At 60.5% G+C, this 13893-nt stretch carries 14 protein-coding genes; 6 read left to right on the top strand and 8 right to left on the bottom strand.

Annotated elements, in window-relative coordinates:
- Positions 1-101: 101 nt before the first annotated feature.
- The 3 genes from QMK58_RS23330 to QMK58_RS23320 form a co-directional block, all read right to left on the bottom strand.
- Positions 102-1781, bottom strand: coding sequence for an ATP-dependent DNA ligase (locus tag QMK58_RS23330; RefSeq protein ID WP_053155510.1), 1680 nt, complete (start codon positions 1779-1781; stop codon positions 102-104).
- Positions 1778-2812 (bottom strand): ligase-associated DNA damage response exonuclease, encoded by a 1035-nt coding sequence (locus QMK58_RS23325; protein ID WP_320395505.1) that lies wholly within the window; start codon positions 2810-2812, stop codon positions 1778-1780. The genes QMK58_RS23330 and QMK58_RS23325 overlap by 4 nt, the downstream gene beginning before the upstream one ends.
- A 179-nt stretch (positions 2813-2991) precedes the next feature.
- Entirely contained in the window at positions 2992-5442 is a 2451-nt protein-coding gene (locus QMK58_RS23320) for a penicillin acylase family protein (protein ID WP_320395504.1), read from the bottom strand.
- Between the two features lie 254 nt (positions 5443-5696).
- Here QMK58_RS23320 and QMK58_RS23315 point away from each other — a divergent pair, with 254 nt between their 5' ends.
- The gene (locus QMK58_RS23315; RefSeq protein ID WP_320395503.1) at positions 5697-6254 is read left to right on the top strand and encodes a cysteine hydrolase family protein; all 558 of its coding nucleotides are present in this window, start codon (positions 5697-5699) and stop codon (positions 6252-6254) included.
- Positions 6255-6452: 198 nt separating this feature from the next.
- Here QMK58_RS23315 and QMK58_RS23310 read toward each other — a convergent pair whose 3' ends face one another.
- The 4 genes from QMK58_RS23310 to QMK58_RS23295 are packed head-to-tail and all read right to left on the bottom strand — an operon-like array spanning position 6453 to position 8174.
- Positions 6453-6665, bottom strand: coding sequence for an SEC-C metal-binding domain-containing protein (locus QMK58_RS23310; protein WP_053155520.1), 213 nt, complete (start codon positions 6663-6665; stop codon positions 6453-6455).
- A 5-nt stretch (positions 6666-6670) separates the two neighbouring features.
- Entirely contained in the window at positions 6671-7156 is a 486-nt protein-coding gene (locus QMK58_RS23305; protein WP_053155522.1) for an LEA type 2 family protein, read from the bottom strand.
- Between the two features lie 39 nt (positions 7157-7195).
- Positions 7196-7672, bottom strand: a complete 477-nt coding sequence (locus tag QMK58_RS23300; RefSeq protein WP_053155524.1) for a YchJ family protein — start codon at positions 7670-7672, stop codon at positions 7196-7198.
- Positions 7673-7676: 4 nt separating this feature from the next.
- Entirely contained in the window at positions 7677-8174 is a 498-nt protein-coding gene (locus QMK58_RS23295; RefSeq protein ID WP_053155526.1) for a DUF6231 family protein, read from the bottom strand.
- Between the two features lie 189 nt (positions 8175-8363).
- Between QMK58_RS23295 and QMK58_RS23290 the strand changes: the two genes are divergently transcribed.
- The 4 genes from QMK58_RS23290 to QMK58_RS23275 all read left to right on the top strand — a co-directional run bounded on the left by QMK58_RS23290 (position 8364) and on the right by QMK58_RS23275 (position 11037).
- On the top strand, positions 8364-9053 hold the full coding sequence (locus QMK58_RS23290; RefSeq protein WP_053155528.1) for an OmpA family protein: 690 nt from the start codon (positions 8364-8366) through the stop codon (positions 9051-9053).
- 90 nt (positions 9054-9143) lie between these two features.
- On the top strand, positions 9144-9860 hold the full coding sequence (locus QMK58_RS23285; protein ID WP_053155530.1) for an OmpA family protein: 717 nt from the start codon (positions 9144-9146) through the stop codon (positions 9858-9860).
- A gap of 147 nt (positions 9861-10007) precedes the next feature.
- Positions 10008-10286, top strand: coding sequence for a DUF1145 domain-containing protein (locus QMK58_RS23280; protein ID WP_053155532.1), 279 nt, complete (start codon positions 10008-10010; stop codon positions 10284-10286).
- Positions 10279-11037 carry a collagen-like protein gene (locus QMK58_RS23275; RefSeq protein WP_053155534.1) on the top strand — a complete coding sequence of 253 codons (759 nt, stop codon included), beginning with the start codon at positions 10279-10281 and terminating at the stop codon, positions 11035-11037. Before QMK58_RS23280 ends, QMK58_RS23275 begins: the two co-directional genes overlap by 8 nt.
- A gap of 60 nt (positions 11038-11097) precedes the next feature.
- Here the strand turns inward: QMK58_RS23275 and QMK58_RS23270 are convergent, their stop codons facing one another.
- Positions 11098-11562: a CopD family protein gene (locus QMK58_RS23270; protein ID WP_320395502.1), complete on the bottom strand. Its 465-nt coding sequence runs from the start codon at positions 11560-11562 to the stop codon at positions 11098-11100.
- A 98-nt stretch (positions 11563-11660) separates the two neighbouring features.
- Here QMK58_RS23270 and dinG point away from each other — a divergent pair, with 98 nt between their 5' ends.
- Positions 11661-13805, top strand: a complete 2145-nt coding sequence (gene dinG, locus QMK58_RS23265) for an ATP-dependent DNA helicase DinG (protein ID WP_053155539.1) — start codon at positions 11661-11663, stop codon at positions 13803-13805.
- Positions 13806-13893: the final 88 nt, after the last annotated feature.

Genomic DNA, 13893 nt, shown 5'->3' with positions numbered 1-13893 from the left:
GACGAACGGCCGGAGCACGATTTATGCACGAAAACGGGCGCAGGGAAATGGGCGCACCAGATCGGCCCGAAAAGAATCAGGTCAGAAGTTGGCCGGGGGCCTTAGCCAAGCAGATCCTGCAGCGTCGCCAGGCTGTCAGCCTCATCGACCGACTTGTCCTTGCGCCAGCGCAACATGCGTGGAAATCGCACTGCGATGCCGCTCTTGTGGCGTCTGGACAAGGCGATGCCTTCGAAGCCCAGTTCGAACACCAGGCTCGGCTGAACGCTGCTCACCGGTCCGAACTTTTCCACGGTGGTCTTGCGTACGATGTTGTCGACCTGGCGGATTTCTTCGTCGGTCAGACCCGAGTAGGCCTTGGCAAACGGTACCAGTGAGCGTTCGTTGGCGTCTGGGGGGCCATCCCAGACGGCGAAGGTGTAATCGCTGTAGAGGCTGGCGCGCCGCCCATGCCCGCGCTGCGCATAAATGAGCACGGCATCGACGCTGAACGGGTCGACTTTCCATTTCCACCAGACGCCCATGTCTTTGGTCCGGCCGACGCCATACAGGGCATCACGGGATTTGAGCATCAATCCTTCGACTCCGAGCTGGCGTGAAGCTTCCCGCTGGCGAGCGAGGTCAAGCCAACTGTCACCGCTGACTAATGGTGAAAGGCGCAACAACGGATGCGCGCAGGCGTGTACCACTTGCTCCAGTTGCGAGCGACGTCGGGACTGAGGCTGGTTGCGCCAGTCTTCGCCTTGCCATTCGAGCAAGTCGTAGGCAAGGACCACCACCGGCACCGCCTCGAGGATTTTGCGGTCCAGCGTCTTGCGACCGATGCGTTGTTGCAGCAAGGCGAACGGAAGGACCGACGGGGTTTGCTGATCGAGCGTCTCTTCGGTGCCGGGCGGTGCGGTTTTCCAGGCAACGATTTCGCCATCGATGACGGTGCCGTCGGGCAGCTCCTGAAGCAGGCTGTCGAGCTCGGGAAAACGGTCGGTGACCAGCTCTTCACCCCGCGACCAGATCCACAGACGTCCGTCGCGCTTGATCACCTGGGCACGGATGCCGTCCCATTTCCATTCCGCCTGCCAGTGATGAACGGGGCCAAGCAGTGCTTCGAATTGCTCAACCGAAGGCGACAGGGCGTGGGCAAGAAAGAAAGGGTAGGGCTGGCCGCCGCGCTGGGCGTGTTCATCGGACGATTCGGCGGCGATCAGTTTCTGGTAGCTGGTGGCATCGGGGCGGTGGGTCTGGTCGGTATATCCCACCATCCGCTGGGCCACGCGTTTGCTGTCCAGATGGGCCATGGATGCCAGCGCACGGGTCACCAGCAACTTGGAAACGCCGACGCGGAAGCTGCCGGTGATCAACTTGATGCACAGCATCAGACTTTGGCGGTCCAGTTGCGCCCACAACGCGGGTAGCTGATGCGCGAGCACTTGCGGGGTTTCACCGCGCAGCGGCAGCAGTTTTTGCTCGACCCATGTGGCCAGTCCCTCGGTCGAGCTGTGGGGGGATTCGGGCAATACCAGGGAAATGGTTTCCGCCAGATCGCCCACGGCCTGATAACTCTCTTCGAACAGCCACGATGACAGGCCGGAATACGCGACGGCAAGTTCGCGCAGAACGCGCACCGGCACCAACTGCCGAGGGCGTCCGCCGGACAGAAAGTACACTGCCCACGCGGCATCTTGCGGTGTCGCTTGAGCAAAATAATTCTGCATGGCCGCCAGCTTGGCGTTGTTCGACGTCGAGGCGTCAAGCTCGCCATAGAGCTCGGCGAAGGCTTTCATGGCAGTGCCTCGGCACGTTCGGGGGCGGCCGCTATTGCATCCTCTTCGTCGTCGCCATATTCAGTGCTGAAGGCCATGGCATCCAGTCCTTGCTCGCACAGATGACGCACCAGCACCCCGACCGAACCGTGGGTCACCATGATCCGTTCGGCCCCGGTCTGTTCGATGGCCCACAGCAGGCCGGGCCAGTCGGCATGGTCAGACAGCACGAAGCCACGGTCGACGCCACGCCGCCGTCGAGTGCCGCGCAACCGCATCCAGCCACTGGCGAACCCGTCACTGTAGTCGCCAAAGCGCCGCATCCAGCTACTGCCCCCGGCGGACGGTGGCGCAAGCACCAGGGACTTGCGCATGATCGGGTCGCTTTTTTTCAGTTCCGTGGCATTTATTGTCGGCGGCAGATGAACGCCTGCCTCCCGGTAGATCCGGTTCAACGGCTCCACTGCGCCGTGCACCAGGATGGGACCGAGGTTGGCGTCGATGCCATGGAGAATGCGTTGGGCCTTGCCGAAGGAATAGCAGAACAACACGCTGGTTTTGTCGGCGGCGGCATTGGCTTGCCACCACTGATTGATCTCGGCAAATACCTGTGCCTGGGGTTGCCAGCGGTAGATCGGCAGGCCGAAGGTCGATTCGGTGATGAAAGTGTTGCAGCGTACCGGTTCGAACGGTTCGCACGTGCCGTCCGGTTCAATTTTGTAGTCCCCCGAGGCGACCCAGACTTCCCCGCCATATTCCAGACGCACCTGCGCCGAACCGAGCACATGCCCGGCTGGGTGAAAGCTCAGGTGCACACCGTGATGCAGCAGACGCTCGCCATACCGCAGGGTTTGCAGATTGATGTCCTGGCCAAGCCGTGCACGCAGTATGCCTGCACCGGGCGCTGCGGCCAGATAGTGCTGATTGCCGCTGCGGGCATGATCGCCGTGGGCGTGGGTGATTACCGAGCGTTCGACGGGTCGCCACGGGTCGATATAAAAATCCCCGGCGGGGCAATACAAGCCTTCGGGACGCGAGATAACAAGGTCCATGATGTGGCCACGATGGAGGGGAGTTGTTAGCTATGAGGATGGCGCGAGGGGAGAAGTTCTATCTGTTTTTCGGGATCCTGTAGGAGTGATCCTGCTCGCGATGGCGTCATACCAGCCAAGTTCGTTGGTGTCTGGCATGCCGCAATCGCAAGCAGGCTCGCTCCTGCAGGGTATTGCGGTTACTTTCCGGGTGTCAGGGTCAACCGTGCCTTGCCATAGGCAGTATCGAAGTTCTGCGGCTGCATCGGCAGGCTCATGTACTGACCCTTGAGCCATGGCTCGATACTGTTGAGATAGTTAGGGCTGGCCGGGTTGCCGGATTGGCCGGTGCCGTTCTGGGCCATCAACGGTTCGGTCTGGCCGAAGTCGACGATAAAGCGCATGGCCGGCGCCAGTGTGGTGTTGAAGTCCTGGCCCCAGGCGAACGCGGCGGTGTTGAGCGTGGTGTGGTCGCCGCCGGCGGGAAGAGGGCCGCGCACGGTCTGGCCGCTGGCATTCTTCCAGTCATAGCGATGCAGTTTGCCCCATTGCCAGGCCTTGTGGTCAGCGCCCAACTGGCTGTCGCCCGCGCTGATCGCTGCCGCAAGGCTGCGCGCGAGAATCGCCGGTTTGTCTTCTTTCTGCGCGGTGCGCACGTCATCCCAGAACGGACTGTCTTCACGGCCCAACAGGTGATCCGCTTGCGCGGCGTAGGACAACTTGCCATCAGCGACAAAGGCTTTCCACGCCGGGCTGTTTTGCGGGCCCAGTTCATCGAGGAAAATCTGCCGTGTGCTTTCCTGCAGGAACAGTTCGTAAATCGCCGCGTCGGTGGACGCCGGTGCGAGTTTTCCGTCGAACGCCATCAAGCGGCTGTAGGCCTCGTGCGCCTTGGCGCGATCGGTCACCGGCAACGCATCAATGGCTTGCTTGAGAGGCTGGGACATGCCCGGCGCTTCAAACATTTTCTTCAGTTTGGCGGCGAACGTGGTGGTCTGGTCGTACTGCATGGCGATCATGCTGCGGCTGTCGTGTTTACCGGCGCCGGCCAGTTCAGCCAAGCGCTCGCCACGTTCCGGTGCCGACCACGAGTTGGACAGTTGCATACCGTAACCGTGGGGGATGACCCGCTGGTTGGCAGTCCCGAGCCAGCCTTGAGCCGGGTCCTGGTCGTAGGGATGCAGCATCGGGTCGGCGTACCCGTCCCAGTCGTAGCGACCTTCCCAACCCGGTGAGGGCAACAGTCCTTCGCCTTCGCGGCGGTTCGGATAGCGCCCGGTGACTTGCCAGCCGATGTTGCTGGCATCGGCAAACACCAGATTCAAGGCGATAGCGCGGATTTCGCGGCTGGCGTCCGAGGCTTTTTCGATGTTCTGGGCGCGGGTCAGGTCGAAGAACGCGTCCAGGGTCTTGTCGTCGGTGAAGCTCGGCGTCTGCAAGGCCAGGCCGAAACCATTGGCCAGCGTGGTGCCTTGGGCGCTGTTGAGCAGCGGACCATGGCGGGTTTCGTACACCGCTTCGCGAATCGGCCGCTGGCCTTTGACGAAATAGGTTTCGTTGCGCACGACCACTGGCTGCCACTTGCCGGCGTTTTCGTAGGTCAGGCCGTTGCCCTGGCGTTTGATCTTCTCCAGGAACAGGTCCTGGTTATCGCCCATGACGGACGTCATGCTCCACGCCACTTTGCCGTTGAAGCCCGCCAGCACCATCGGCAACCCGGCGACGGTCACACCAGAGGCCTGATACTTCGGCGCACGGATCTGCACATAGCTGAACAATGACGGAACGCCCAGTGGGCCGTGGCTGTCGCTGGCCAGCAGACTTTTACCGCTGCGGCTGCGTTGCGGGGCAATGGCCCAGTTGTTCGACGAAGTTGCGCCCAGCAGGTTCAGGTCAGACAGTTGTGCGCTGGCTTTACTGATTTGCTCCAGTCCCGGGACTTGCCCGTTGAGCTTGATGCCTTGCAGCTTTTCACTTTCGGCCGCCGGCAGTTTTTCGTCGGGCGCGGACGGTGACAGCCACGCGAGCTTGTCGGTGGTGACCGTTTGAGCCAGCACCAACGAGGCAACTTCTTCCGGCAGGTTGGCCGACTGGCTGAAATTCAGCAGGCAGAAAATCAATGCTGAGTCTTCCGGTTGCCAGTATTCAGGCTTGTAACCAGTGGCCGCGAGGTCTGCCGGTAACTTGTCGCGGTAACGGAACAGGTAAGCGTTGACGCCTCGGGCATAGACTTCAAAGAAGCGTTTGAGCCGCGGCGAAGATGCCTTGTACAGCTCGCCGGCGCTTTTCTTCAGGTTGACGGCGCGCATGTAGCGGTCGGCATCCAGCAGTTCCGCGCCGTGCATTTCGGACAAGCGGCCCTGTGCCAGCAGGCGCAGGGTGGCCATTTGCGTGATGCGATCGCTGGCGTGCACGTAGCCCAGAGCGAAGAGCGCATCGTGGAAGCTGTTGCTTTCAATCAGCGGCATGCCCATGGCATTGCGCCGTACCGAAACGTTCTGCGCCAGCCCCTTGAGTGGCTGCACGCCGGAGGTGGGCGGGAGGGTGTCCTGGGCGTTGAACGTCTGACAACCGGTCAGGCTCAAGACACCGGCCACTGCTGCGGCAACGCCGAACCGGGGTAGAAAATGAGTAAGGGCTGGCGAGGCCATGGCAAAGCTCCTGCGGGGGTGGTGGCGCAATAAAGCCGCTACGTTAGTGAGCAGGCGATGGCCGCGCAAGCGGGGTAAGAGGTTATTTCAAGATTTGTCAAAGATCGCGGCCTCGGCAGCATCTGCGCGGTCTCGGCGTATTCCCTGTAGGAGCTGCCGAAGGCTGCGATCTTTTGATCCTCATAGTGACTTGCCACCCCGTAACCGGTGATGTTCAAGTGCAACACGCTCAATAATCCTGGAGAACAGTCAGCATGGAGCTCAAGACAAACGCAGCACTGATCATCATCGATCAACAAAAAGGCATCCTTCACCCCAGGTTGGGTCGCAGGAATAATTCCCAGGCCGAAGAGCGCATGCTGGAGTTGCTGAGCCATTGGCGACGCACCGGCCGGCCGGTGATCCATGTTCAGCATTTGTCCCGGTCAGAGGATTCGGTGTTCTGGCCACAGCAAGCGGGGGTGGAATTTCAGGAGCGCTTTGAACCGGTCCCTGGCGAGCGATTGATCCAGAAACAGGTGCCGGATGCGTTTTGTTCGACGCAACTGGAGGCGGCGTTGCGCGAGGCAGGAATCGGGCAGTTGGTGATCGTCGGCGTCGCGACGCACAACTCGGTGGAGTCAACAGCGCGCTCGGCTGGAAATCTGGGCTTTGATGCGTGGGTGGTGGAGGATGCCTGCTTTACCTTCGACAAGGCTGACTTCTATGGCCATGCCCATTCAGCCGAGGAAGTGCATGCGATGTCGCTGGGCAACCTGCATGGCGAATACGCAACGGTCGTCGGCACCGCAACCATCCTGAAGAACGACTGAAACCGCTGTAGGAGCGAGCTTGCTCACGATAGCGGTCGGACGGAGACACTGGTGATGAATGTGCTGCCGCCATCGCGAGCAAGCTCGCTCCTACAGGGATCTGCATTCACAGGACCGTTGTCTGGCGCAGATCGAGTGTAGGTGCGAGCATGTTCGCGCAGGCAATTCAATGGGCGAAGACAGTTTTCGCCCGAAGCATCAAGCGCCGTGGCACTTCTTGAATTTCTTGCCGTTGCCGCATGGGCATGGATCATTGCGGCCGACGTCTTTCAAGGCGTTGCGCACCGGTTCCTGGTGAGCGTGGCCGCAATTCGGACCGTGGACATGACCGTGGTCGTGATCATGATCATGCTGGTGATGGTCATGATCGTGGTTGCAGTCAGGGCCATGGACGTGGGGTTGTTGGGTCATCGGGGTTACTCCGGAATTAAATCGGCGGGGATTATCACGCCATTACGCGTCAGGTGCACGTAGTGGGCGATGAATAAACCGGTTTCCATTTCACCTTCCAGACGATAGGGAATGCCTTGCTTGGGGTTTTTGAGTTGTTTGACCAGATCCTTGGCCCTGGGCCACAGGTTGGTGCGGATCGGCACCTTGAAATAGACGCTGTGTTTGGGGCCGACCGTAAACCACTGTTCATGCTCGCCTTCGGCAAGCAAGATGTCCGCCAGGTGAATGCGATATTCCAGGCCACGCACCGTCAGGTCGCTGTCGTTGGGGTTGTCGACACGAAAGTGCAGGATGAATTTCTGATCAAGCAGCCTGGCCCGCACGACTTCGACTTTTACCAAGTGGACCTCGGGATCCGGCTCGTCGCTGCTGAACCAGGACGCACAGCCCCCGAGCCCGAGGAACAAAAACAGAGTGAAGGTCTGCAAGAAACGTCTGTGACTGGTCATGTCGAGGTTCTCCCTTAAGGCCAGTCTAGTCCCTTCATCTCATGCGCCGAAGTATCCCGCGCAGCACTTCTTGAACTTCTGCCCGCTGTCACATGGACAGGCATCATTGCGCCCGAGTTTGAGCTGCACAGTGGGATCAATGAAATACCAGCGTCCGGCGATCTGCACGAACGATGAGCGCTCGCGGTGGCTGTGCTCGCCGTTACTGTCATGCCAGCGCGCAGTGAATGTCACAAAGGCGTGCTCGGGCTGCCCACCCAGCACTTCCGAGCTTTCCACCTCAAGCCCCAGCCAGGTGCTTTGGGCGCTCCAGTCACTGATGGATTGACGATCAAGGCCTGCCTGTAGCGCCGGCAAAGTCGTGGCCACCAGATAATCGATCAAGCCCAGCACATAGGCGCTGTAGCGCGAACGCATCAAGGCTTCGGCGCACGGGGCAGGGTGACCGGTATGGTAATGGCCGCAACAGGCGTCGAGCAGGGTGCCGCTACCGCAGGGGCAAATGGATGTACTCATTGCATTACCACCAATATTTCCCGAAGTTTTCCGGATTGGCCCAGAAGCGTGAATTGAGCCAGTCGGGTACTTGCTTGTATTCAAGCAGATCGTAGGTAAACAGGGTCAATACCTGTTCATCACGGGCAAAGCGTTCGCTGGCTTGCAGGGCCAGGGAAAAGAAATCCGTTTCCTGCCAGCCGCAGGCCGTAAGGTCCGCCAAGACCGCGATGCGACTGGCGTTGAGATTGCGGATCCCGCCCAACAGATTCAGACCATCACGCTTGGGCAGATGCTCCAGGCAATCGACCACCAGGGCCAGATCGAAACGGCGGGCCGCCAACTCGGCAGGCAACGGTCCCGGTGCGGCGCACGCGACGAAGGTGTCCGGGTGAGCCAGTTTGAATGCCTCCAGCGCCGGGAATTCGCTGGCGCCGATCAACAACAGTCGCGCAGGGGCATAACGGTCAAGTAGCGCAGCCAATGCCTGTTGCGGCGTGCGTGAAGAATTACCTGCAATCATCGAAGTTCCTCAATCAGATCCGACAAGACTAGCCTGCCCGATCGTTCGGGCCTAGAGCGGCTTGACGACAAAAGCGCCAACCTGTCGTTATTACGCGAATAAACAGCATGGCCCATTGCTGGCGGAGTTTAAATCTCGGGTCTTTACTACCTGAATCGGTTCTAAGCCGATCCCTCAGGAGAAAACCAGATGAGCATAGTTCGGACAGCATTACCCTTGGTTCTGTTAACCAGTTTGTTGACTGGTTGCGCAGGTTTGCAGAAAACCGACTGGCCGACCTGTGCGGCAGTCGGTGGTGTCGTGGGTGCCGGTCTCGGTGCGACCGAGAGCTCGGCATGGGCAGGGTATGGTGCTCTGCTCGTTGGCGGTACCGCAGCGGCTTATTGCTGGGTTCACGGTGATGGCGACGAAGACGGCGATGGTGTGCCGGACAGCCGCGACAAGTGCCCGGGTACGCCTAAAGGCGTACAAGTCGATGCTGACGGTTGCCCACCACCTGCACCGGTGGTTGAAGAAGCGGTTGTGGTCAAGGAAGAAACCATCGTCATTCGCGATGTTCACTTCCAGTTTGACAAGGCCACACTGACCTCGTCCGACAAAGCGGTCCTCGACAAGATTGCCACCCGCCTGAAAGCCGAAGCCCCGACTGCTCAACTGACCGTCACCGGTCATACCGACAGCGTAGGCAGCGACACCTACAACGCGAAGCTTTCGGAAAAACGCGCCCACTCGGTGGTTGAATACCTGATCGAGCAAGGCGTACCTCGCAGTAACTTCGTGTCGGTTGTCGGTGCCGGTGAAAGCCAGCCAGTGGCGGACAACTCAACCGATGACGGTCGTGCACAGAACCGTCGCACGGAAATCAAAATCCAGCGTTAAGCCCCCTCGCATCCGCGCCTTGTGCAGTCGCGGATGCGGGTCTTTACTCCTGTGTAACCGGTATCGGCCGGTGACACAGGAGCTTTCAACATGATCTTTCTCACAAGGACCGTCTTGCCGGTTCTGCTTCTTGGCAGCCTGTTGACCGGCTGCGCTACCCATAGCGATGGCACTGCCCCTCTCAATCAACGCACCTGGCCCATTTGCAGCCTTATCGGCGGCCTGGTTGGCGGAGGCCTGGGCGCGATTGAAAGTGCCGGTTGGGCCGGTGGTGGCGCGGCGCTGGGCATCTTGACCGGCGGTTTGATCTGCTATGCCCAGGATGGCGACGAAGACAGCGATGGCGTTTTCGACCGACGCGACCGCTGCGCCGATACGCCCGAAAATACCCCGGTCGATCATCGCGGTTGTCCGCTGCCGCAGTACCCGGTCAATGAGAAGCCTGCCCCCGTGCAATCGGAAGTCATCACGCTGAACGATGCCGGCGACGTCATGTTTGCGTTCAACCAGGCCGACCTGACCCCCGCGGCACAGAGCCAGCTGGACGGGATCATGGGCAAGCTGGAGGACGCCGGTGTGGTCAGCGTCAAAGTGGTCGGCCACACCGACAGCGTGGGTGCGGATGCCTACAATCAGGCCTTGTCGGAGCGGCGCGCCAGCAGCGTGGCGGATTACCTGCTGCTCCAGGGCGTAGCGCCAAGCAAAGTCACCAGCGAAGGCAAGGGTGAAAGTCAGCCGATAGCCGATAACGAAACCGAAGAGGGGCGCGCGAAAAACCGTCGCGTAGAACTGCATATCAATCGCTGAGCCTTGGAATAGAGCCGTCGGACGATAATTGTGAGCGTCGCGACGGCCATTCGGCGGCCTTGATGAAGAATTTTCCCTTGCCCTCTGGCTTATCCTGCGTGGAAGCCGTTACTGTGCGTGCAAATAATAATTCTCATCGGGGGGCGTATGAACGCGTTATGGGGGCTGGGGAAGTTGTTGACCCTGCTGTTCTGGCTGGTGGTGCTGTTCAATCTGCTCTCGCCGTTTGTTTTTCCGCTGCACCCTCTGGTCAATCTGGCCGGTGGCCTGCTGGCATTCTTCCATCTGCTTGAAGTGCTGCTGTGCAATCGCAGCCTCAAAGGTCGCGCGCACCCTTGGCGTGACCGCCTGAAGATTGTCATTTTCGGCGTTTTCCATCTGCAAACCATTCCCGCCCCCACCGCACCTAAGGCTTCCCATGCGTAAACTCTGTCTGCTTGCCGTACTCATCAGTCCTTTGGCCTGCGCACAGGTGGTAAGTGTCGAAACCAATTCGCTGATGCGCTTGCCCAACACCGCCAGCACCCTGCAACTCGAACGCCTGGAAGTCGCCGATTACGGCACCTTGCTGATCCCCTCGAACGTGACCGAAGTCACTGTGGGCGAATTACACTTGGGGCGTGACGCGCGCATCGCGATCGTGCCCGGCGAGCAGGTGTTGGCGTTGAAGGTCCATCGGGCTGATTTGTCCGAGGGCAGCCAGATCACGGCTCGTGGTGCGCCGGGAACGTATCAGAAAGCGGCCCGTTCGGGGCGTAACCTGGATTTACAGATCAAGACCCTGAACGCGCAGCAACTGCAGGTGGATGCTCGCGGTGGCGCCGGAGCTCCCGGCTTTGTCGGACTCGACGGAGCCAATGGTCAGAATCCGGGATGCACTTGGGGCCAGGCCGGTCGTGGTGCCGATGGCAGCGACGGCAGTAATGGCCAGCCTGGCGCGCCGGGGGCTTTGGTCAAGCTGGTGGTGCCGCGTGACTATCCGGTAGATCGGATCAAGGTTCAGGTGGCCGGCGGTGCCGGTGGTCTGGCCGGGCCTGGCGGCAAGCCGGGGGCGGGTGGCAAAGCCAAGGGTTGCTTCGTTTACGAGGCTGATGGTGGCAAGGGCGGCAAGCCAGGAGCTGAGGGTCAGCCTGGGCCCGAAGGCGCAGCGGGTTCGGTGACCGTGCAGCGGTTGTAAATCCAGCGCAAACTCTGTGGCGAGGGCGCAAGCTCCCTCGCCACATAAACTTCGACAGAATCAAAAAACCGGCCGTACCGCAGCAATCGCCACCAAAGCCAACCCCACCAGCAGATTGATCCCCACCAACTTGCGGATCCGCCCCAACACTGCGGCCCCTGCCGACCAATCCTGCGCTTGCACGGCCGTGCGCAGTTCCGGCAGCATCAGCGCCTGTATCCGGATAAACAACGCCGTCATCACCACATACAAGCCCATCATCACCTGCACGTAACGCGGCGCGGCTTCAAAACCGTTGAACTGCAGATGCAGCATGCCGACTCCGCTGACTGGCAGCAGCACCACTGCCACCCAGACCCAGCGGAAAAATCCTTGAAACACTTCTACCCACAGCTTCAGCCGGGCAGAGCCTTCCAATGCCTTCAACGCCGCAGGGCGCAGGACCATCCAGGCGAAAAACATGCCGCCGACCCACACCAGTGCGGCCAGTACATGCAGGCTATAAATGAGGCTAAAAGGTGTCATTGGGGTACTCCGTTCTGCGCGGGATTCATTAGCGGGGTATGATAGCGGCCAAACCGAACCACTGAAAATTTATCCAGCGTTTTTGCGCCCGACAAACAATGATCAGCACCGAACTCAAAACCACGATCCAGGGCGCCTATTCGCGTTTTCTCGAAGCCAAGAGCCTCAAGCCGCGTTATGGCCAGCGCCTGATGATCGCCGAAGTCGCCAAGGTCCTCGGTGACATCGACACCGACGACGAAGGCCGGCGCAGTGGCGACCCCGCGATTGTCGCGGTGGAAGCCGGCACCGGTACCGGCAAGACTGTGGCCTACAGCCTGGCGGCGATCCCCACCGCCAAGGCCGCCGGCAAACGGTTGGTGATCGCCACGGCCACCGTGGCTCTGCAGGAGCAGATCGTCTACAAGGACCTGCCCGACCTGATGCGTAACAGCGGGCTGAATTTCAGCTTCGCCCTGGCCAAGGGGCGCGGGCGCTATATGTGCCTGTCCAAGCTCGACATGCTGCTCCAGGAAGGCCACGCGCAAACCGCCACGGCGCAGTTGTTCGAAGAAGAGGGTTTCAAGATCGAGGTCGACGAGGCCAGCCAGAAGCTGTTCACCAGCATGATCGAGAAACTCGCCGGCAATAAGTGGGACGGCGACCGCGACAGTTGGTCCACCGCCCTGGAAGACGCCGATTGGGCGCGTCTGACCACCGATCACAGCCAGTGCACCAACCGTCATTGCCCGAACTTCGGCCAGTGCGCCTTCTACAAGGCCCGCGAAGGCATGGGCAAGGTCGACGTGATCGTTACCAACCACGACATGGTGCTGGCCGACCTGGCTTTGGGCGGCGGCGCCGTGCTGCCGGACCCGCGCGACACCATCTACGTGTTCGACGAAGGCCACCACCTGCCGGATAAAGCCATCGGCCACTTTGCCCATTACACGCGCCTGCGTTCCACGGCTGACTGGCTGGAAACCACCGCCAAGAATCTCACCAAGCTGCTGGCTCAGCACCCGTTGCCTGGCGATCTGGGCAAATTGATTGAACAAGTGCCGGAGCTGGCGCGAGAGATCAAGACCCAGCAGCAATTCATGTTCACTGCGTGCGAGCAGATTGCCGACTTCAAGCCCGGCGAAGACGTCGAAGGCCGCGAGCGCCCGCGTCACCGTTTTGTCGGCGGGGTGATTCCCGATCACATGCGTGAAATGGGCATTGAGCTGAAGAAAGGTTTCGCGCGCCTGACCGACTTGTTCACGCGCCTGACCGAACTGCTCAAGGAAGGCATGGACGGTGAGGTCAACATCGGCATCGCCAGCAACCAGGCCGAAGAGTGGTATCCATTGTTCGGCAGCTTGTTGTCCCGCTCCTCGGGCAACTGGGAATTGTGGACCGCGTTCACCGTCGAAGACCCGGAAGACAACCCGCCCATGGCTCGCTGGCTGACCCTGGCAGAAAGCGGTTCGCTGTTCGACATTGAGGTCAACGCCAGCCCGATCCTCGCGGCGGAAATGCTCCGGCGCAATTTGTGGAACGTGGCCTATGGCTGCCTCGTCACATCGGCGACCCTGACCGCGCTCGGTACTTTCGACCGCTTCCGCATGCGCGCCGGGCTGCCGAAAAAGGCCGTTACCGCCGTGGTGCCCAGCCCGTTCCACCATGCCGACGCCGGTGTGTTGCGAGTGCCAAACCTGAACGCAGACCCGCGGGATGCAGCAGCGCACACCGCGGCGATCATCCGCGATCTGCCAGACCTGGTCGAAGGCTCGCGGGGTACGCTGGTGCTGTTTTCCTCGCGTAAACAGATGCAGGACGTGTTCGATGGCCTCGACCGAGACTGGCGCAAACAAGTGTTCATCCAGGGCAACCTGTCGAAACAGGAAACCCTGAACAAGCACAAAGCGCGGGTCGATGGCGGGGATTCCAGCGTGCTGTTCGGCCTGGCGAGTTTTGCCGAAGGGGTCGACTTGCCCGGTGCGTATTGCGAGCATGTGGTCATCGCCAAAATTCCGTTCTCGGTGCCGGATGATCCCGTCGAAGCAGCACTGGCTGAATGGATCGAAGCCCGGGGTGGTAATCCGTTCATGGAAATCTCCGTACCGGACGCCTCGCTGAAACTGGTCCAGGCCTGCGGTCGCCTGCTACGTACCGAAGAAGACCGCGGCACCATCACCTTGCTCGACCGGCGCCTGGTCACTCAGCGCTATGGCAAGGCGATCCTCAATGCGTTGCCTCCTTTCCGACGCGAAATTTCCTGAAACACCGGTGGGCGGTTTCGCCCACCGCGTTGTCTATCTTTCAGCCATCGCTTTTCCATTGGCCCATTGAAGGTCGTTAGGGAGAATT

This window comes from Pseudomonas sp. P8_241, assembly GCF_034008315.1.
Lineage (GTDB): Bacteria > Pseudomonadota > Gammaproteobacteria > Pseudomonadales > Pseudomonadaceae > Aquipseudomonas.
This window is presented reverse-complemented; position numbering and strand designations above follow the sequence as displayed.